Annotated in this window: 20 protein-coding genes; 10 read left to right on the top strand and 10 right to left on the bottom strand. The window is 68.1% G+C overall.

Features of this window, described 5'->3' with window-relative positions; all coding sequences use genetic code 11:
• Positions 1-205 precede the first annotated feature (205 nt).
• Positions 206-1,537 carry a hypothetical protein gene (locus MSZK_RS02895; RefSeq protein WP_099244648.1) on the bottom strand — a complete coding sequence of 444 codons (1,332 nt, stop codon included), beginning with the start codon at positions 1,535-1,537 and terminating at the stop codon, positions 206-208.
• A 25-nt stretch (positions 1,538-1,562) separates the two neighbouring features.
• Positions 1,563-2,057 carry a helix-turn-helix domain-containing protein gene (locus MSZK_RS02890; RefSeq protein ID WP_099244646.1) on the bottom strand — a complete coding sequence of 165 codons (495 nt, stop codon included), beginning with the start codon at positions 2,055-2,057 and terminating at the stop codon, positions 1,563-1,565.
• A 94-nt stretch (positions 2,058-2,151) separates the two neighbouring features.
• Between MSZK_RS02890 and MSZK_RS02885 the strand changes: the two genes are divergently transcribed.
• A complete protein-coding gene (locus tag MSZK_RS02885) occupies positions 2,152-3,336 on the top strand; it encodes an acetyl-CoA C-acyltransferase (RefSeq protein ID WP_099244644.1) in 1,185 nt (394 codons plus the stop codon).
• A gap of 3 nt (positions 3,337-3,339) precedes the next feature.
• The gene (locus tag MSZK_RS02880) at positions 3,340-3,831 is read left to right on the top strand and encodes a DUF302 domain-containing protein (protein ID WP_099244643.1); all 492 of its coding nucleotides are present in this window, start codon (positions 3,340-3,342) and stop codon (positions 3,829-3,831) included.
• 30 nt (positions 3,832-3,861) lie between these two features.
• On the opposite strand, the gene MSZK_RS02875 is transcribed toward MSZK_RS02880, so the two are convergent.
• Both MSZK_RS02875 and aspS read right to left on the bottom strand, forming a co-directional pair.
• Positions 3,862-4,293 (bottom strand): nitroreductase family deazaflavin-dependent oxidoreductase, encoded by a 432-nt coding sequence (locus tag MSZK_RS02875; RefSeq protein WP_099244641.1) that lies wholly within the window; start codon positions 4,291-4,293, stop codon positions 3,862-3,864.
• Complete coding sequence (gene aspS, locus MSZK_RS02870) at positions 4,290-6,068, bottom strand: aspartate--tRNA ligase (protein ID WP_099244639.1); 1,779 nt, start codon at positions 6,066-6,068, stop codon at positions 4,290-4,292. The genes MSZK_RS02875 and aspS overlap by 4 nt, the downstream gene beginning before the upstream one ends.
• A gap of 125 nt (positions 6,069-6,193) precedes the next feature.
• Here aspS and MSZK_RS02865 point away from each other — a divergent pair, with 125 nt between their 5' ends.
• A complete protein-coding gene (locus tag MSZK_RS02865; RefSeq protein ID WP_099244686.1) occupies positions 6,194-6,682 on the top strand; it encodes an SRPBCC family protein in 489 nt (162 codons plus the stop codon).
• Here MSZK_RS02865 and MSZK_RS02860 read toward each other — a convergent pair.
• On the bottom strand, positions 6,673-8,157 hold the full coding sequence (locus tag MSZK_RS02860; protein WP_099244684.1) for a carboxylesterase/lipase family protein: 1,485 nt from the start codon (positions 8,155-8,157) through the stop codon (positions 6,673-6,675). The genes MSZK_RS02865 and MSZK_RS02860 overlap by 10 nt on opposite strands.
• Positions 8,158-8,223: 66 nt before the next feature.
• Between MSZK_RS02860 and MSZK_RS02855 the strand changes: the two genes are divergently transcribed.
• Entirely contained in the window at positions 8,224-9,105 is an 882-nt protein-coding gene (locus MSZK_RS02855; RefSeq protein ID WP_099244637.1) for a neutral zinc metallopeptidase, read from the top strand.
• A gap of 5 nt (positions 9,106-9,110) precedes the next feature.
• On the top strand, positions 9,111-9,785 hold the full coding sequence (locus tag MSZK_RS02850) for an MBL fold metallo-hydrolase (RefSeq protein ID WP_099244635.1): 675 nt from the start codon (positions 9,111-9,113) through the stop codon (positions 9,783-9,785).
• Here the strand turns inward: MSZK_RS02850 and MSZK_RS02845 are convergent.
• On the bottom strand, positions 9,782-10,450 hold the full coding sequence (locus tag MSZK_RS02845) for a DUF427 domain-containing protein (protein ID WP_099244633.1): 669 nt from the start codon (positions 10,448-10,450) through the stop codon (positions 9,782-9,784). The two genes, MSZK_RS02850 and MSZK_RS02845, sit on opposite strands and share 4 nt — an antisense overlap.
• Positions 10,451-10,463: 13 nt before the next feature.
• A complete protein-coding gene (locus tag MSZK_RS02840; protein WP_099244631.1) occupies positions 10,464-11,354 on the bottom strand; it encodes an acyl-CoA thioesterase II in 891 nt (296 codons plus the stop codon).
• A 76-nt stretch (positions 11,355-11,430) separates the two neighbouring features.
• Here MSZK_RS02840 and MSZK_RS02835 point away from each other — a divergent pair, with 76 nt between their 5' ends.
• The 4 genes from MSZK_RS02835 (at position 11,431) to MSZK_RS02820 (ending at position 15,786) form a co-directional block, all read left to right on the top strand.
• On the top strand, positions 11,431-12,051 hold the full coding sequence (locus MSZK_RS02835) for a TetR/AcrR family transcriptional regulator (RefSeq protein WP_099244629.1): 621 nt from the start codon (positions 11,431-11,433) through the stop codon (positions 12,049-12,051).
• A 105-nt stretch (positions 12,052-12,156) separates the two neighbouring features.
• Positions 12,157-13,386 (top strand): amidohydrolase family protein, encoded by a 1,230-nt coding sequence (locus MSZK_RS02830; RefSeq protein WP_099244627.1) that lies wholly within the window; start codon positions 12,157-12,159, stop codon positions 13,384-13,386.
• Positions 13,387-13,390: 4 nt separating this feature from the next.
• A complete protein-coding gene (locus tag MSZK_RS02825) occupies positions 13,391-14,530 on the top strand; it encodes an acyl-CoA dehydrogenase family protein (protein ID WP_099244625.1) in 1,140 nt (379 codons plus the stop codon).
• Positions 14,527-15,786 carry an acyl-CoA dehydrogenase family protein gene (locus tag MSZK_RS02820; RefSeq protein WP_099244623.1) on the top strand — a complete coding sequence of 420 codons (1,260 nt, stop codon included), beginning with the start codon at positions 14,527-14,529 and terminating at the stop codon, positions 15,784-15,786. The genes MSZK_RS02825 and MSZK_RS02820 overlap by 4 nt, the downstream gene beginning before the upstream one ends.
• Here MSZK_RS02820 and MSZK_RS02815 read toward each other — a convergent pair.
• Positions 15,783-16,796: an Rv2578c family radical SAM protein gene (locus MSZK_RS02815; RefSeq protein ID WP_099244621.1), complete on the bottom strand. Its 1,014-nt coding sequence runs from the start codon at positions 16,794-16,796 to the stop codon at positions 15,783-15,785. The two genes, MSZK_RS02820 and MSZK_RS02815, sit on opposite strands and share 4 nt — an antisense overlap.
• Before the next feature lie 93 nt (positions 16,797-16,889).
• Here MSZK_RS02815 and MSZK_RS02810 point away from each other — a divergent pair, with 93 nt between their 5' ends.
• Entirely contained in the window at positions 16,890-18,074 is a 1,185-nt protein-coding gene (locus MSZK_RS02810; RefSeq protein WP_099244619.1) for a hypothetical protein, read from the top strand.
• 2 nt (positions 18,075-18,076) lie between these two features.
• Here the strand turns inward: MSZK_RS02810 and MSZK_RS02805 are convergent, their stop codons facing one another.
• Complete coding sequence (locus tag MSZK_RS02805; RefSeq protein WP_099244617.1) at positions 18,077-18,706, bottom strand: TetR/AcrR family transcriptional regulator; 630 nt, start codon at positions 18,704-18,706, stop codon at positions 18,077-18,079.
• 23 nt (positions 18,707-18,729) lie between these two features.
• Positions 18,730-19,638: metal-dependent hydrolase (locus MSZK_RS02800; protein ID WP_371411278.1), on the bottom strand; the 909-nt coding region annotated here is incomplete at its 5' end.

Raw genomic sequence — 19,638 nt, 5'->3', positions numbered from 1 at the left:
GTCGGCCGGAGCACCGGAGGTGGTGTAGGTCTGGCTCTCCAAGGTCATGACCCGCCCCCCTTCTGGCCTTGCAGTTGCGCCTGTCGATGCACCGAGGCTGCATTTAGCACCGCTACATAGTAGGACTAACGGACTTTGCCATCCTAACCCGTGTGATGAGCGTCATGGGTCGCGAAAAGCTCCGCCGGACGTCACAGCCGGTGAACTATTCGATGGTGGCGGTGAGTCCGAATTCACCGAGCACACCGGCGACCGTGGTCTTCAGCTCGTCTTTCCGGTTCGGCCCGCCGGGTCGCCACGCCGACACCGTGAGCGTGACGGTTCCGTTCACGTGGCCGGACGCCAGGAACAGGGTCCCGCCGAGCCGGTCGAGGATGTCGGCGGTGGTCCTGGATTCGATCTGCCGCAGCACCAGGTGTTCGGCATCGGTCCCGTCGGGCCGGTTGACCGCGGGATCCAGCTTGCCGAGGTTCGAACAGCCGACCGGTGCGCCCGCACCCAGGGCCATACCCTCGAGCCGGCGGGCCAGACCGGGCGGGATCAGCGGCGCCAGCGCCACCGGACCCAGCAGCTCGAACCGGGTTTCGGACAGCGCCGACAGGCTCCGCTTGAGCTCGGCCCGCACGTCGCGCAGGCTCGCCGTGACGTCGGAGGGGTCGATGAGCAGCGTCATCCCGGTCAGCGCGTTCGCCCGGGTGTCCCCTTCGGTGCGTTCGCTGACCGGAAACTGCAACCTGACCCGCCCACTGTCGTCGACCCGGCCCAGCACCTGACCGAGCTTCGCGGCGATCCCGGCGAACAGCGAATTGCTGGTGCCGCCAAGGGCTTCCATGCGGGCCTGCCACTGACCCTCGTCGATGTAGGCCGCCAGCGAGGGCACGGTGACCAGCGCTGCGCCGTCGAGTTTGGCGGGCCGGGGACCCGACCGGCCTGCCGAGGAGGCGAAGTCGTTGGCGTTGTTCTTGGCCAGCCGCACCGCGGCGACGACTGCCTTGGCGATATCGGGTATGCCGCGCACGAACTGTGCGGCGTCTTGGCGCAGCGCCTGTCCACGGGTCCGCGCGTTCGGTTCGGGGTAGCCCAATTCCCACGTCTGGCCGCTGGCCGCCTGGGCGATCGCCTGGGTGATCGCCAGCCCGTCGCAGATCGAGTGCGAGCCGATCAGCGTGATCGCGGCGCCGCCCTCGGTGAACGGTTGCATCGCCAGCCGCCAGGACGGCCCGGCTTCTGGATCGATCGGGATGCGCAGTTGCTCGTCACACCAATCCATCGCCTCGGCGCGGGGACGGGCGGTAGCCGAGATGTCGATGTCGGCGGGACCACGCCACGTCACCCAGTGATCGCGGCCGAACGGCAGCGGGGACCGTTCGATCCGGCGACCGAGCAGGCCGTGGCCGAGATTGCGGTGGAACCGCCGCAGCGCGTCGAGGTCGACCGGATGCTCGTAGATCCAGGCGTATTGGGCCAGCGGCCCGCGGCCGAGAGCCCGCAATCCGAGGAACGATCCCTGGTCGATGTACGCCAACGTGGAGTCCACACCGGCAGTTTAAGCGGCCCCGCGCTCAGTTCGGCTCAGCCGCCGCCCCGCCTTTTCGCCGGAGTTCCACGCCGAGTTCCTCCGGCGGAACGAGATGCCCCTCGGTGCAACGAATTTCGACGGTGGCGTCGGCCCCGCAGCCGAGATGGCTCAGCCGCAGCCGAGTGTCGTTGCTCAGGTGCTGGCGGCCCCACTCGAACATCGCCCACACCACCGGCATCAGGTCGGTCCCGGCCTGGGTGAGCACATACTCGTCGCGGACCCGCTGCCCCGGCTCGCGGTAGGGCCGCCTGGTCAGCAGCCCGGCGTCGACCAGTTCGGCGAGTCGGGCCGCGGTGGCGGCCTTGGTGATGCCCACCCGGCGGGTGAAGTCGTCGAAGCGGGTGGTGCCGTAATAGGCCTCCCGCAGGATCAACATCGCCGACTTGGTCCCGATGACCGCCATGGTCTTCTCGATTGGGCACTTGCCGACCGCCGACCAGGTGTCACGGTCGAGCAGCGGGCCCTGCAGCACTGTCATGCACGTCACTCCATTCCTGAGTTGTTTTCACTATACCTAGGTGTTATAGCTGGGTATAGGTAGCAATACTCAGCGACGAGTTTCAGGAGGAACCATGGCCGGTTACGCAGGGCGTGACGCCGTCATCGTCGGAGCGGTCCGCACGCCGATCGGCAAGGGCAAGCCCGGCGGCGCGCTGCACGGTGTACTGCCCGCCGATCTGCTGGCCCACAGCCTGGCCGAACTGGTGGCGCGCACCGGAGTCGACCCGGCCGAGGTCGACGACGTGATCGCCGGCGCGGTGACGCAGGCCGGCGACCAGGCCGTCAACATCGCCCGCAACGCCCTGCTGGGCGCGGGCTTCCCCGAGTCGGTCCCCGGCACCACCGTCGACCGGCAGTGCGGATCGAGCCAGCAGGCGATCTCGTTCGCCGCCCAGGGGGTCATCGCCGGGGCCTACGACGTGGTGATCGCCGCCGGTGTGGAGTCGATGAGCCGGGTTCCGATGGGCTCCTCGGTGCTGCCGGGCAGCGACCCGTTCGGCGTCCGGTTCGCCGAGCGGTACGCCGAGGGCCTGGTGCCGCAGGGCATCAGCGCCGAGCTGATCGCCGCACGCTGGGGGCTCTCGCGGGCCGAGCTCGACGAGTTCTCCGCCGCCAGCCACGAGAAGGCCGCGACCGCGACCAAGGACGGGTTGTTCGACCGCGAGCTGGCGCCGATCGCCGGCCTGCAGCACGACGAAATCATCCGTCCCGGCACTACGGTCGAGACGCTGTCCGGGCTCCGGCCGGCGTTCTACAACGAGGCCTATGCCGCCCGCTTCCCGCAGATCACGTGGGAGATCACACCGGGCAACTCCTCTCCCCTGTCCGACGGCAGCGCGGCGGTGCTGATCACCACCTCGGAGGTCGCCCGCAGGCACGGCTGGACACCGCTGGCCCGCATCCACACCACCACGGTGGTGGGCTCGGACCCGCTGTACATGCTGACCGGCGTCATCCCGGCAACCGAGAAGGTGCTCACCCGAGCCGGCCTCACCCTGGCCGACATCGACCTGTTCGAGGTCAACGAGGCCTTCGCGCCGGTGGTCTTGGCCTGGGCGGCCGACACCGGGGCGGATCTGAGCAAGACCAACGTCAACGGCGGGGCGATCGCGATCGGGCACCCGCTCGGCGCCAGCGGCGCCCGAATCATGACCACCCTGGTCAACGCGCTCGAACAACGCGGCGGCCGCTACGGCCTGCAGACGATGTGCGAGGGTGGCGGCATGGCCAACGCCACGATCATCGAGCGGCTGTAGCCGGTGGCCACCGAGACCCGATTCGCCGGGGTTCGGGTGCACTACCAGAGCACCAAGACGCCCGCCGACCTGCTGGCGGCGCTGCTCGCCGACATCGGCGAGCAGCCGGTGCCGATCACCGAGATCGGCACCGCCTGCGGGGACTGGGATTCGTATCGCGAAGAGGTCGAAAAGTACGTCGGGCCAAGCGGATTCATGCTGTTCGCACTGCTCGACCATGGCGGCTGGATCGGCAAGGCCGGTATCGGCCGCTCGGTCATCCGCGTGATCCTCGGCAACCCGCTGATCGCGATCACTATGTTGCGACACGACGTGACGGCGGGCCTGTTCGTCCCGGTCGAGCTGCTGATCGTCGACACCGAGGACGGCGGCAGCAGCCTGACCTACGTCAGACCGTCGTCGCTGATGCTGACCGAACCCAATCCGGGCCTGCAGACAGCCGCCGAGGCGCTCGACGACAAGCTCGCGGCGCTGGCCGAGAAGGTGACCTCGTGATTTCGGCGCGNNNNCCGAAATCGCTAGGCGCTACGCCCGAGTGAGCTCGAACAGCGGGATGACCCGGCTGGTCTTGGCCTGATACTCGCCGAACCCGGGGGCCTCTGCCACGATCGTCGGGTACAGCTCGTCGCGTTGCTCGCGCGACATCTCCCGGGCCACGACGTCGTAGGAGTCGGTGCCGATCTCGATGTGCGCCTGCGGATTGGCGCGCAGGTTGTGCACCCAGTCCGGATTGGTGTCGGCGCCGGCCTTGGAGCCGACGATGATCAGCGTGCCGTCGATCTCGAAGTAGGCCAGCGGAGCCAGCCGCGGCTGGCCGGACTTCGCGCCGGTGGTGTGCAGGAGCAACAGCGGGCGGCCTTCGAACGGCCCGCCGACGACGCCGGCGTTGGACCGGAACTCGTCGACGATGCCCTTGTTGAACTCGTTCATGTACGCCGCGTCCGGGGTGTCTGTCATGACTTGTCCAGCTTCTCCGGCTTGGCATCTATTCCGGATTCCTTGCGCTGCTGGGCAGTGATCGGCGCGGGAGCGTCGGTCAGCGGGTCGACCCCGCCGCCGGACTTCGGGAAGGCAATGACGTCACGAATCGAGTCCGCGCCGAACAGCAGCGCGGTGATGCGGTCCCAGCCGAACGCGATGCCGCCGTGCGGCGGCGCACCAAAGGTGAACGCGTCCAACAGGAATCCGAACTTCTCCTGCGCCTCGGCATTGTCGATGCCCATCACCGCGAACACCTTTTCCTGGATGTCGCGGCGGTGGATACGGATCGATCCGCCACCGATCTCGTGCCCGTTGCAGACGATGTCGTAGGCGTCAGCCAGGACCGCGCCCGGATCGGTGTCGACGGTGTCGGCGTACTGCGCCTTGGGTGAGGTGAACGCGTGGTGCACGGCCGTCCAGGCACCGGAGCCGACGGCTACGTCGCCGGCGGCAGTGGCGTCGCCGGCCGGCTCGAACAGCGGCGGGTCGACGATCCAGGTGAACGCCCACGCGCTTGGGTCGATCATGTCCAGCCGCTTGGCGATCTCACCGCGGGCGGCCCCCAACAGCGCCCGCGAGGACTTCACCGGGCCGGCCGCGAAGAACACACAGTCACCGGGATTGGCGCCGACATGGGCGGCCAACCCGGCACGTTCGGCGTCGGACAGGTTCTTGGCCACCGGACCGGACAGCTCACCGTCCTCGCCCACGAGCACGTACGCCAGCCCCTTGGCGCCACGCTGCTTGGCCCACTCCTGCCAGCCGTCCAGCGTGCGGCGGGGCTGCGACGCGCCGCCGGGCATCACCACCGCACCGACATAGGGCGCCTGGAACACCCGGAACGGGGTGTCGGAGAAGTACTCGGTGCACTCGACGAGTTCGAGCCCGAAGCGCAGATCCGGCTTGTCCGAGCCGTAGCGTCGCATCGCGTCGGCATAAGTCATCCGCGGAATCGGCCGGGGGACGTCGTAACCGATCAGCGCCCACAACGCGGCCAGGATCTCCTCGGCGACGGCGATCACGTCGTCGGAGTCGACGAAGCTCATCTCCATGTCGAGCTGGGTGAACTCCGGCTGGCGGTCGGCGCGGAAATCCTCGTCGCGATAGCAGCGTGCGATCTGGTAGTAGCGCTCCATGCCCGCCACCATCAGCAGCTGCTTGAACAGCTGCGGGCTCTGCGGCAGCGCGTAGAACGATCCGGGCTGCAGCCGGGCCGGCACCAGGAAGTCGCGCGCCCCCTCCGGGGTCGAGCGGGTCAGCGTCGGCGTCTCGATCTCGACGAAGTCGTGGCCGGCCAGCACCGAGCGCGCCGCCGCGTTGGCCTTCGAGCGCAGCCGGATCGCGTCACCGGGCCCGCCTTCGCGGCGCATGTCCAGGTAGCGGTACTTCAGCCGGGCTTCTTCACCGGCCTGCTCGTCGAGCTGGAACGGCAGCGGGGCGCTCTCCCCCAGCACGGTCAGCGCGGTCGCGTTGACCTCGACCTCGCCGGTGGGGATCTCGGCGTTGGCGTTGCCCTCGGGGCGGATCTCGACCACGCCGGTGACAGCGACGCAGAACTCCGCGCGCAGCCGGTGCGCCTGGGCCAGGACGTCAGCATCTCGGAACACCACCTGGGCCACCCCCGAGGAGTCCCGCAGGTCGATGAAGATCACCCCGCCGTGGTCGCGGCGGCGCGCCACCCAGCCGGCCAGCGTGACCGTCTGTCCGGCGTCGGTGGCCCGCAACGTACCCGCGGCGTGACTGCGCAGCACTCAAACTCCCTGAGAATCTAGATCCGGACTGAGGGGAAACCGAGGCATCAGTCTATGAGGTGGACCCGACCGAACATTCGTCACCTCGGTGTATGGTCTCCCACGGAGGTGGCCCCATGACCACGATGTATCCCTGTGAGCGCGTCGACCTGGACTGGATCCGCAGCGCGCCGTTCCGGTTCTCCAACAGCGTGGATCTCGCGATCACGCCCGAGCAGCTCTTCGACGTCCTCGCCGACGCCGAGTCCTGGCCGCAGTGGGCGAAGGTCATCACCAAGGTCATCTGGACCAGCCCCGCGCCCTACGGCGTCGGCACCACCCGCACCGTCGAGATGCTCGGCGGCCTGGTCGGTGACGAGGAGTTCCTGGCCTGGGAACCGTTCCGGTACCTGGCGTTCCGGTTCAACACCTGCTCGAACAAGGTGGTGGCCGCCTTCGCCGAGGAGTACACCGTGGTCGAGACACCGGGCGGCTGCCGGCTGACCTGGACGCTGGCACAGGAGGCGAAGGGGCCGGCGAAATGGGGGCTGATCCTCGGCGGCCCGGTGATGAACCTGTCGTTCAAGTGGTTCCTGGCCAACCTGCGCCGCTATACCGACAAGCGTTACGGCTGAGCCACCCCGGCCCAGGCTTGCCTGCGCTGCCCGTCCGGGTCGTCGACGGAGACGTCGCGAGCGGATCGGATGACGCGGGTGGCGCGCCGCCCGGTGTCGTAGCGCGGCCAGTCGTCCAGCGCTCCGTGGGTGGCGAAATCCAGCCAGGTGCGCTGCATCCGGCGGCCCACCGCGGGCTGCACGCGCCGACCCAGCGGATGCAGCTTGCGGCCCAGGTATGAGCCGTAACTGTGCTGGATGTGCACGATCTCGCTGCCATGGGTAGCACCGAGACCCAGCATCCGCAGAGTCCAGGTGGTGTGGTCGAAACGGTAGACGTGCGTGGTGGCGTGCGGGCTGTAAGCGTCGGCAAACGCCCAGGTCGGGGCGCCGAACATGACGTCGGAGCCCACCGCGATCTGAGCCCGTCGGCGCGGGAAGTCCGGGTAACCGGCCAGCACCCGGTCCCGGGCGTCGGGGGCCACCCGGTCGAAGTAGGCCGCGATCGAGTCGACGGTGGTCGGCAACATCGGTGGCTTGGACCAGGCGAACATCGACGCTTCGTGGCTGTTGGTCCCGATGATCAGCGGGACCCTGGTGACCGCGCCGGTCCGGGCGGCCTCGATCGGGTGCTGCGGTAGCAGGTCCACCCCATAGGTCAGTCCGTACGCCAGCGTCGGGCTGCTCGCCGCGCTGCGGCGCTGCATCTCCCCCGCCGCCCGCCGCAACACCCGTTGCGGCAGCACTCCGAACGCCGTCGGATCCGCCCCGACGAGGTCGACGAACTCGTGGGCCCGCCGGGCCCGGGTGGCCCGGTCGGCGATCAACGGCAGCGCCGGGCTCTGGGCGATCGCGCGGGCGAACAGACCCGCACCGGCCGGGCTGGCCAGCAGCGCCAGCACCGACGTCGCGCCCGCCGATTCGCCGAAGATCGTGACGCGGCGGGGATCTCCCCCGAAGGCGGCGATGTTGTCCTGCACCCACCGCAACGCGGCGATCTGGTCACGCAGGCACAGGTTGTCGGCGAAACCCGCACCGAGATCGCCGAGTTCGAACCCGCCGAACACACCAAGCCGGTAGGTCACGTTGACCACCACGACATTGCCGTTGGCGGCCAGCCGCGACCCGTTGTACAGCTGCAGTTGCCCCGCGCCGTAGACGAAGGCGCCACCGGGAATCCAGACCATCACCGGCAGTGGAGTGTCGGTGGCCGGCGCCCAGACGGTCAGAGTCAGGCAGGCTTCGTCGCGGATCTTCGGGTCGTCTCGGCCACCGCCGACGAACGAGCGGCCCTGCGGCGGCACGGGTCCGTGCTCGACGGCGTCGCGTACCCCGGCCCACGGTTGCACCGGGGCGGGAGCACGAAACCGGCGCTCCCCGATGGGTTGTTCGGCATAGGGAATGCCGCGCCAGACCCGCACACCGCTTTCGGTGGTTCCGCGCAACGCACCCAGGGTCGTGTAGGCCACGGTCGACTGATCCGCGACGACGGTCACGACGAAATCGTAGTGTGGCAAGGTGAACGCGGTGGGTGACCGCACGTCAGATCTCGAGGATTGCCGATGACCTTCAACGAGGGAATGCAGATCGACACCAGCACCACCTCGACCGGCGGCGGCCACGGACGCGGCATTGCCATCGGAGGCGGGCTCGGCGGGCTGGTAGTCGTGTTGCTGGCCTTGTTTCTCGGGGTCGATCCCAGCCAGGTGATCAACCAGCAGCCGGCGCTGCCGCCGGGGGCCGAGCAGTCCTCGGGGTACGACCTGAGCAAGTGCAAGACCGGTGCCGACGCCAACGAGTACGTGGAATGCCGGGTGGTCGCCACCGGCAACTCGGTGGACGGCGTCTGGGAGAACCTGCTCAAGGGCTACATCCGGCCGAAGATGATGCTGTTCAAGGGCCAGGTGCAGACCGGATGTGGTCCGGCGACCAGTGATGTCGGGCCGTTCTACTGCCCGGTGGACCAGACGGCGTACTTCGACACCGACTTCTTCGAGGTTCTCAAGACCCGATTCGGTTCCAGCGGAGGGCCGTTGGCGCAGGAGTACGTGGTGGCCCACGAATACGGCCACCATGTGCAGAACCTGCTGGGTGTGCTGGGCCGCGCGCAGCAGGGCGCACAGGGTGCCGGCGGTGGCGGGGTGCGCACCGAGTTGCAGGCCGACTGCTATGCCGGAGTCTGGGCCCACTACGCCGCGATCACCAAACAGCCCGGGACGGACGTCCCGTATCTGGAACCGTTGAGCGACAAGGACATCGCCGACGCGCTGTCGGCCGCGGCGTCGGTGGGCGACGACCGGATCCAGAAGCAGGCGACCGGACGGGTCAACCCCGAGCAGTGGACCCATGGTTCGTCGGCCGAGCGGCAGAAGTGGTTCACCACCGGATACCAGACCGGTGACCCCAAGGCGTGCGACACGTTCGCCGCCCGAGACCTCGGCTAGCCGGGATGGACTGCATCGAGGTGACCCCGGCGCTGACGATGTTCCGCATCGGCGGCTGGCAGGCCTACCTCGTCGACGACGGCGCGCAGCGGCTGCTGATCGACACCGGCGCGCCCGCCGGCGCCGCCGATCTGCTGTCCGCTTGTGGCACACCGGATCTGGTGATCCTCACGCACTGCCACGTCGACCACTGCGGGGCCGCGGCCGCGGTGCACGAGCGCACCGGCGCCCCGATCGCCGCCGGCGCCGCGGACGCCGAGGTCGTTCGCGGCGGGCTGGCGGCCGCGCCACCGAACTTCGAGGAGTGGGAGTTGCCGATCCATCAGCGGGTGGCGGCCGATCTCCCGCCGGCGGCCCCACCGGCGCCGGTGTCCCTCGAGCTGCGCGGTACCGAGGTCCTCGACATCGTCGGCGGCGCACATGTCATCGCCACGCCGGGCCACACCGACGGCAGCATCGCGATCCATCTCCCCGCCCACGGAATAGTGTTCACCGGTGACACCGTGGCCAACGTGGGCGAGGTGACCCTCGGGGTGTTCAACCGGGATCGGACACGCACCGCCGAGTCCTTCCGCGCGCTGGCCGACATCGATTGCCAGACCGCGTGTTTCGGACACGGCGAACCCATCGCCGTCGGTGCCGGCCGGCTCCTGCGCGACGCCGCACGTCGGCTCGACTAGCCGGCTCCCGGCAGATCGGCCCGTACGTCGGCCCGCTCCGGGTCGAAACTGAAGTAGCCCTTGATGGGCAGCGTCTCGGGCATCGGGTCGGCGTAACTGAACGCGACGTCGGCGATGTCACCGACCGCCCAGTACGTCGCATAGCCCTTGTAGTTGCAGTAACTCGATGTGCCCGTCGCGTGCAACAGGTCGGTCCGCACGTGCGACGCTGCCACGTAAAGCCTGGGCGGCAGCGCGGTTTCGAAGACGATGATGGTGTCGTCGGTGTCGACCAACACCGCGCCTGCGACGTCGACGCGCAGCCGGCGCCGCGTCGGACGGCAGTCCACCCGGTGGTACGGGTTGGGTGGATAGTGCACCAGGGTGCGACCTTCCTCCAGCCAGGTGTCGACGGCACCCCACGGGACCCGCACATATCCGGGCGCGGCCGCTTCGGGTTCGGTTGGCAGGTCAGCGGTTTCACCGACCGGGAAGACGTAGCTCAGCGGCGCCCCGGCGCGGTGGACCAGCAACGCGTTCTCGGTGTCGATCACCGGCCGCCCGTCGCGCACCGCCTGCACGCGGCGCGGATGGGGCTCGACGTAGACGACCGGACCGGCCACCGGCGGCCAGAACCGGCCGGCCGGATCCGGACCGAGCGGGCCGCGCCCGGCGACCAGGCTCATCGTGGCGGGCCCGCTAGATCCGGGCCTCGGCGGCGATCGCGTTGTCGGTGCTCCGCAGCGGGCGGATCAGCGCGTCCTGGGTGAACGACGCGATCAGCTCGCCTTCCTGGGTGTGCACCGCCCCGCGGATGTAGGACATGCCGGCACCGACCTGCGTGCTCTCGTGGGTGTAGAGCAGCCAGCCGCTCCAGCTGACCGGCTCGTGGAAGCTCACCGTCACCGTCATCGGCGCGGTGGAGACGGTGAGGTGCGACTGCGCGGTGCCGATGCCGGCGTGCGCGCGCATGGTTGTCGAGATGCCGAGATGTCCGGTGAAGTAGGCGATCAAGGCCTTGGCCAGGTCGTCGCGGGTCGGGATCGGCTCATAGTGCAACCACGCGTACACCTCTGGCGGCCCGACCTCGTCGGGGCTGTTGATGTCGACGACGTCGACGAGCTTGACCTGCCGTCCCGCCATCGGCATGTCGCAGACGTTGGCCGCGTCCGGGCCGCTGACAGCCGGCCGCGGCAGCTGGTGGCGGATCACGTCCGGCGTCGGGACGTCGGCGAGCACCGTGAAGGTCATGCACCGCTTGTCGTTCTGCGAGGCGGTGATGATCGCGGACGCGGTGGAGCGGCCCTCGGACACGACGTCGATGTCGAGCACCACCGGCGGGCCCACCAGCACAGCACGGGCGAACACGCTGTGGACCGAGCGAATCGACTTGCCGTCGAAGCGTTTTGCCGCCGCGACGATCGCCTGGGCGAGCACCTGGGTGCCCTCGACGACTTGACGTTCGTCGGCATCCGCGATGCCGGTCGGGGCGATGAAGCGATCCGGCCCATCGGGCTGCACGTCGAACAGATCGAGCAGCCGGGTCACGGTCCAGAGCGACTGTCCGGAATCCGCGGGTTGCGAAGCCATGTGTTCCCTCACCTCGTCATGTGTCAAGACGGTAACGTCATTCTCGCCACTGTAACCCGAGCGATAAGCTGATCCGATGGCCAAGGCCGACGAACGATCGATGGATGCGCTGCGCGCCGATCCGGACTCGCGAGAGAGCCGGTTCATGCGCTCGGCGCTGTCGATCCTGGCGGAGACCGGGCGCACCGATTTCACCGTGCTGGAAGTCGTCGAGCGCTCCAAGACCTCGCTGCGCTCGTTCTACCAGCACTTTTCCACCAAGGACGAGCTGCTGCTGGCGCTGATCGACACGATCATGGCCGAGTCGACCAAACAATGGCGCAGCGAAACCGACGGCCTGCCCGCCGCCGACGCGATGCGCGTGCTCATCGACCGGATCTGCACGCCGGCCGAATCGACCAAGCAGGACAGCATCAACCGGGGCCTGACGTACTACAACGACCACCTCGCCGAGAGCCTGCCCCGCGAGTACTCGCGGGTGCTTTCGCCGCTGCATGAATTGATCCGGGAGATCCTCGAACGCGGGATGGCCGACGGCACGTTCCGCGACGACCTGCCCACCGAGACCACCGCCGCCCTCATCATGCAGGCGGTGCTCGGTGCGATGCGGCTGCGCAGCCTCGGCGCGGAGCTCAACGGCGTGCCGATCGGCGGCACCGACATATACGACTTCTGCGTCCGCGGCCTGCTCCCGTAGCCGTTACCGCTGGTAGAACCCCATGTACGAGCCTGGTGTCGACCCGGCCGCCGCCGTGGTAACGTCATTACCGTTACCGACAAATCAGACTCTCTGGAGGCGGACATGCCCTCGCGCGAGCTCCCCTACCCCGTGTTCGATGCCGACAACCACTTCTACGAACCGCAGGAAGCGCTGACCCAGTTCCTGCCGGACCGCCGCAAGGGCGTCATCGACTACATCGACGTCAAGGGCCGCACCAAGATCGTGGTGCGCAACCACATCAGCGACTACATCCCCAACCCGACCTTCGAGGTGGTCGCCCGCCCCGGCGCCCAGGAGGAGTACTTCCGGCACGGCAGCGGCGGCAAGAGCTACCGCGAGGTGATGGGCAAGCCGATGAAGGCCATCCCCGCCTTCCGCAATCCGCAGGCCCGGCTCGAGGTGCTCGACGGCCTGGGCCTGGACTACACGATCATGTTCCCCACCCTGGCCAGCCTGGTCGAAGAGCGACTCAAGGACGATCCGGAGCTGATCCTGGACATCGTCCATGCCCTCAACCAGTGGATGTATGAGACCTGGCAGTTCGACTACGAGGGCCGGATCTTCTCCACCCCGGTGATCAACCTCAGCATCGTCGACCGCGCGCTGGAAGAACTCGAGTGGTGCCTGGAACGCGGAGCCAAGACCGTCCTGGTCCGCCCTGCCCCGGTGGCAGGATTCCGCGGCACCCGCTCGATGGGCCTGCCGGAGTTCGACCCGTTCTGGGATGCGTGCGTGAAAGCCGGTGTCCCGGTGTGCATGCACGCCTCAGACAGCGGCTACGCCGAATACCTCAACGACTGGGAGCCCGCCGAGGAGTTCCTGCCGTTCAAGCCGACCGCGTTCCGGATGGTCGCGATGGGCAAGCGGCCGATCGAGGACACCATGGCCGCCCTGGTGTGCCACGGCGCATTGACCCGCAACCCGGACCTGCGCATCCTGTCCATCGAGAACGGCGCGTCCTGGGTGCCCTATCTCTTCTACCAGTTCCAAGACGTGTATTCGAAGATGCCGCAAGAGTTTCCGGAAGACCCGATCACGGCATTCAAGCGCGGGGTGTACGTGGCACCGTTCTGGGAGGACGACTTCAACAAGATGGCGCAGCTGTGCGGGATCGACCGGATCATCTTCGGTTCGGACTGGCCGCACCCGGAGGGGCTGGCCAACCCGCTCAACCTGGTCGACGACCTGATCGCCCAGGGCCTCGACGACGAAGGCCAGCGGAAAGTGATGGGCGGCAACCTGGTCGACCTGTTCAAGGTGCCCAACGTGTCGGTCCACAACCCCGACGTCCCCGCGCTCGTCATCGCGTGATCCCATGACAGACGTCGCCAATCCCGAACGCATGCTGTTCGCCTCGACGACACGAGCCTTCCTGGACAAGGAGGCATCGCTGAGCCGGGTGCGCGAATTGCAGGCCGCGGACACCTCGTTCGACAGCTCATGGTGGCAGCGGGCAGCCGAACTCGGCTGGGCCAGTCTTCTGGTTCCCGAAGAGCTTGGCGGCGGCAGTGTTTCGGGTGACGGACTGGCCGATCTGGCGCTGGTGGCCGAACAGATCGGCCACAGCGTGGCGCCGGGCCCGCTACATCCGGTCAGCGTCGTGCTGGCCGGGCTGGTGGAGGCGCCGGACGGACACCAGGGCACGATCGATGCCCTGGTCGCCGGCGAACTGGTGGCGTCCTGGGCGGTGTACGAACCTCGTCGACCGCTGTCTGCCCTGCAGCCGACGGTGACCGCGACGCGCACCGGGTCCGGCTACCGCCTCGACGGGGTGAAGGACCGTGTCGAGGCGGGCGCCGACGCGGGCGTGTTCCTGGTCGTCGCCGATTACGAGGGCTCACCGCGGCAGTTCTTGGTCCCCGCCAATCGCACCACCGTCACCGAGCAGCGCTGCGTCGACATGGTGAAGCGTTATGCCCGAGTGGAGTTCGACAGAACCGAGGTCGACGCGTCGGCGGTGGTCGGCGACGCCGCGCACACACCGGCGATCATCGAACGCCAGCGCCAGGTCGCGCTGGTGCTGCAGTGCGCGGAGATCGTCGGAATTCTGGACGCGGTGCTGTCGATGACGACGCAATGGATGTTCGATCGGCATAGTTTCGGCAGGCCGCTGGCCTCCTATCAGGCGCTCAAGCATCGGCTCGCCGACATGAAGATGTGGTTCGAGGCCTGCCGGGCCACGACCGCCGCTGCTGCGGCCGCGGTTTCGGCACGCGCTGATGACGCTGCCCTGCTGGTTTCCGTCGCCAAAGCCTATGTGGCCGAACGCGCCCCGGCGATGCTGCAGGACTGCGTGCAGCTGCACGGCGGCATCGGTGTCACCTGGGAGCACGACCTGCACCTGTTCCTGCGGCGTGCCGCGCTGTACCGCGCGCTCTACGGCTCGCCCGAGGATCACCACCGCGCCGTGTATGCATTGAGCGCCACACCATCGCCAGGGGAGGAATCGGCATGACCGACACCGCGATCTCGGTAGGCACCGAATCGGTGGCCGATTTCGCCGCGCGGGCCCGCGCGTGGCTGGCGGACAACATGCCGGTCATCGACCCGGATCATCCGCCGTTCTCGGTGCGCGCCGAACAGGCGTCCTGGGATCGCGCCAAGGAGCTCCAGAAACGCTTGTACGAGGGCGGATTTGCCGGGATCTGCTTCCCCCGCGAATACGGCGGGCTCGGCCTCGACCACGCGTATCAACGGGCATTCAACGCCGAGTGCCGGCGCTACGAGATGCCGCTGATTCTCAATGTGCCGTCACTGACCATTTGTTCGGCGACGATCCTCGACATGGGATCGGAAAGCCAGAAGCGCGATCGCATTTCGGCCGCCATCCGCGGCGACGAGGTGCTCTGCCAGCTACTGAGCGAACCCAGTGGCGGCTCCGATCTGGCCGGGGTCATCACTCGTGCCGATCGGCGAGGCGACACCTGGGTCGTCAACGGGGCGAAGACCTGGAGCACAAGCGCTTTCGCCGCCGATTACGGGCTGATGCTGGCGCGGACGAACTGGGAGGTGCCCAAGCACGAGGGCCTGACGATGTTCCTGGTGCCGCTGAACTCCCCGGGCATCACCATGCGGCGCATCAAAGAGGTCAACGGCAACGAGGAGTTCTGCGAGGAGTTCTTCGACGGCCTCGCACTGGGCGACGACGCCGTGGTCGGGGAGGTCGACAACGGGTGGGAAGTGGCTTCCCGGCAGCTGTTCCACGAACGCCGCGCGGTCGGCGGCGGGTCGGAATTCGCCAGCGGAACCGGTGCGGAGAATGCCAGCGAGATGCCGCCGGACCATGTCGGCCTGGCCGAGCGTACCGGCCAGGGCGACGATCCCGCCGTACAGAATCTCGCCGGTCGCGCGTTGGTCCGCCGCATCGTCAAAGACCAGCTGATCAGTCATGTCGGGCGCTCGATCGCACGCGGCACGCTGCCGCCCAATGCCGGCACGTTGATCCGGCTGTTTCACGCCGAGACAACCGAGTTGGAGGTCGACACCGCACTCGCGATCGCCGGTACCGCGGGCGTGGTCGACGAGGGCGGGGAATTGGCCGATCTGCTCGACGTCGGCGTGCGGTACCTGTCGCGGCAAACCGGGTCCTTGGGCGGCGGCAGCAGCGAGATGGCCCGCAATGTGATCAGCGAGCGCATTCTCGGGTGTCCGCGCGAGTTCGCCGCCGACAAGGGTGTGCCCTTCAATCAGGTCAAGCGCGGGCGGAGCTAAAAGAGCGTGGGCTGCGGCTCCGGTTCGGCGACGGGCGGGGCCGCCGCCGCAGCGAACAGCCGACGGTCACCGGCCAGCCGGTGCTTGGCCACCAATGGCGCCACCCGCCGGCGCAGCATGTCGCGGTACTCGGCCGGCAGGTAGGCCCCGCGCCGGTACAGCTGCCGGTAGGGACCGACCAGCTCCGGGTGGGAGCGCATCAGCCAGTCCATGAACCACCCACGCGTCGAACTGCGCAGGTGCAGGCCGAACACCGTGACGCCGGTGGCGCCCGCCGCGGCGAGCTGGCCGAGCAGCCCGTCGAGATGGTCGGCCGAGTCGGTCAGATACGGCAGCACCGGAGCCACCATGACGTGGCAGTCCAGACCGGCGTCGCGCACCGCGGTGATCAGCGCGAGCCGGGCCTGCGGCGACGGGGTTCCAGGTTCGACGTCGCGGTGCAGATCGGGATCGCCGACGGCCAGGGAGATCGCAACCGAGACCGAAACCTGCTGGGCGGCAGCGGCGATCACGTCCAGATCGCGGCGTAGCAGCGTGCCCTTGGTCAGGATCGACAGCGGCGTGCCCGACGCTGCGAGCGCCCCGATGATGCCGGGCATCAACGCGTAGCGCCCTTCGGCCCGTTGATAGGGATCGGTGTTGGTGCCCAGTGCGACGGTCTCCCGACGCCACGACGGCCGGGCGAGTTCGCGCCGCAGCACGTCGACGATGTTGGTCTTGACCACGATCTGACTGTCGAAGTCGGCGCCCGGGTCGAGTTCGAGGTACTCGTGGGTGGGCCTGGCGAAACAGTACCGGCAGGCGTGCGAACAGCCCCGGTAGCCGTTGACGGTGAACCGGAACGGCAGCATCGCGGCCGCCGGGATCTTGTTCAGCGCCGACTTGCACAGCACCTCGTGAAAGGTGATGCCGTCGAACTGCGGGGTGCGCACGGTGCGCACCAGCCCGATCCGCTGCAGGCCGGGCAGCGCACCGTCGTCCACCGCGAGCCCCTGGCCACTCCACCGCATCTCTTCATTCGAACGCGCGTTCGATCATTTGTCAACGCCCGGCCCGCCACACTGCCACACGAGACTCTTGACAAGACACATCAACGACTATGTATGGTCAAGCGGGGAAACGAGAGGCCGCAGATGGACACCTGCACCGCGGAGTTCGCGCGATTGTCGGCCGGCTTGACCGGATTGCGCTGTGACGCAAACCCGATCGTCACGTTCACCAACCCGTTCGCCCTGGCGAGTTGGACGATGCCGGTCATCGAGTTCCTGCTGATCGCCGGCGCGGTCGCGGCTCTGGTCCACGCGCTGCGCTGGCGGCGCGCCACCGGTGACCAGTCGAATCTGGTGGTGTGGATCTGCTCGGTCCTGAGCCTGTTGATGATCGAGCCCGTCGCCTACTTCCCGCAGTGGTTCGGGGTGCAGGACGTCATGGGATTGACGTTCGTGCACAACCAGTTCTCGATCCAGTTCCTCTACGACCGGCTGCCGTTGTACATCGTCGCGATGTATCCGGCCTATGCGTACTTGGCGTGGGTGTTGGTCCAGCGCACCGGCATCTTTGCGCGCTACCACCCCGTGGTCGGAGCGGCGTCGGTCGCCTTCGTCTTCCACTGCTTCTACGAGGTCGTCGACACCGTCGGTGTCCAGTTCCGGTGGTGGGTGTGGAACACCGACCTGCCGACATCGCACCCGGCGCTGGGGGTGGTGCCCTACGTGAACCTGCAGGCGTTCTCGATCGGTCTGCCCTTCGGGCTGGCACTGGCCACGCTGGTGGTCTCCCGATGGCGGGAGTCCGGACGCCGCCGGCTGGCGCGAGATGTCGTCGTGGTCTGCGTGTGCATCTGGCCGTTGCAGTTCCTGTCGTCGTTGCCGTCCTTCGTGATCGATTGGCTAGGCGCGTCCGTCGACACCGGCCGACTGGTCGGCACCTGGCTGATGATCGCAGCCTGCGGCCTGCTCACCTGCTGGGCCTTCGCCGGCGCCTACCGAGCGCGCCGCGCCGATCCGGCCTCGGTGCTCCCGATCGTTCGACGGGACTATTTCGCACTGGTCAGTGCGGCGGTGTATCTCATTGCCTGCGTGGTCTTCTGGACCGCCGCGCTGCCCGACCACCTTGCCGCGGTCCACGGCGTCACCCCCACCGGAGCTCCCACCGGTTCGCTCCCCTACGCCGCGGTCACCTTCGTGATGTCGATCGCGCTCACCGCGGGCGCCTACCTCGCCAGCACCGGCAATCCACCGGCGGCCCAGGCCGCGGAGCCCGATCCGCGCCGGACGGTATCGGCCTGAGGTCAGTGCCGGGTTCGGTGGACCGGGGCACGCCGCGCATGGTGGGCGATCGCCGGGCTCACCCACTCGTGGAGGAAGCCGCGTAACTCGTCGGCGGTGCGGCGCGGATGACCCGGGTCGACGACGAACGACATCAGGATCCGCAGCATGAATTCGACCAGACCGTCCAGGGTGTCCCCCGTGAAACCCGCCGCGGCCCAATCGACATCGAAACGCTGCACCATCGACCGGCCGAACGACTGCGACACCGCCGAGGTCACCGCCGCGAACACCTGCCCGGACGGCTTCGACGCGAACACGATGCCGAGATACTTCTGATTCGGCAGTTGCTCGAGGGTGTGGGCGATCGCCTCGGTCACCGCGGCGGCCGGATCACTGATGCCGGCGACATGGTCGGCGAGCGCGTCGAGGAAGGGCGCGGTCTCCGACACCGCGGTCGCCATCAGCAGATCCTCGGTGCTCGGGAAGTAGCGGTACACCGTCTGGCGCGTCACCCCGAGGTCACGGGCGACGTCGGCGATCCGCATGTCCGCGCCCCTGGTGTCGATGGCGCGCCGGGCCGCATCGAGAATCCGCTGCACCGCTTCGTCATCGGTGCGCGGTGTCTGTCCGCCCCACCCGTGCGTCCTCACCAGCGACAGCGTACCGACCGGTCTCAGCGGTCAGCCGCCCCGTACCAGTGCAGTACGTCATCACCGCGCTCGTACCGCGCGAACCATTCGTCGGCGAAGGCCGGCAATCGTTCGCCGGTGGGATCGAAGAACGGATTCTGACTCCGGATCAGGCCCAGGATCGCCTCTGCCTTGTCCCTGACCGCGACGTCGGCGAAGGCGCCACTATGCGCACGCGACCAGCCGAAGGGCTTGCTGACAACCCCCCTCAGGCGCTGCGACAGCAGCATCGAGCGCGCATCGATCACCCGATCCACCTCGGGGACATGGGTATTCATGACTTCGGCGTAGATCGGGATCAAGGTGCCGAAGATGTGCGCGAGAAGGCTCGGGACCACGCGAAGCCGGTACCACGGCCTGCCGACGACGGCGTCGTAGATCATCAGCGCCGAGCTTCGATGCTCGACCTCCTCGACGATGTGCCACAAGAACAGCGACGCCAGCCGGTCATCCCCCGGCCGGAACACGGTGGTGTGGTTGTCGAGCAGGAACCGAAACGAGGGGGTGAACATCGCCTCGAGATTGGCGATGTAGGCCAGCCGGTAATCGAGCGACCTGACTCTGGTCATCTCGTCGTAGCTGGCCTCGATCGCGTCGAAGCCCTCCTGCAGGCCCGGGTACCGCCTGACGAGTGCCGCCACGTGCTGACGATGCGCATTGGCGTGCTGGGCTTCCTGACGGAGAAAGGCCTGCGCCTCGGCGGCGACGCCGGGGTCGGTGAACAGCGACTGTGCCTCCCGCACGGCTTCCACGATCATCTTCTCGAAACACACTGCGACAAAAGAGAAAACGTTCATCGCATGGGAGAACGCCGGGTTGGCCGGTTGCCAGATCACCGCCACCGGATCGGAGAAGTCGAACCGCATCCGCCGCACGGTCAGGTGCGTCATGGC

It is taken from the genome of Mycobacterium sp. shizuoka-1, assembly GCF_002723835.1.
Lineage (GTDB): Bacteria > Actinomycetota > Actinomycetes > Mycobacteriales > Mycobacteriaceae > Mycobacterium.
The sequence above is the reverse complement of the archived record's forward strand: the minus strand, read 5'-3'. Positions and strand labels throughout refer to the sequence as shown.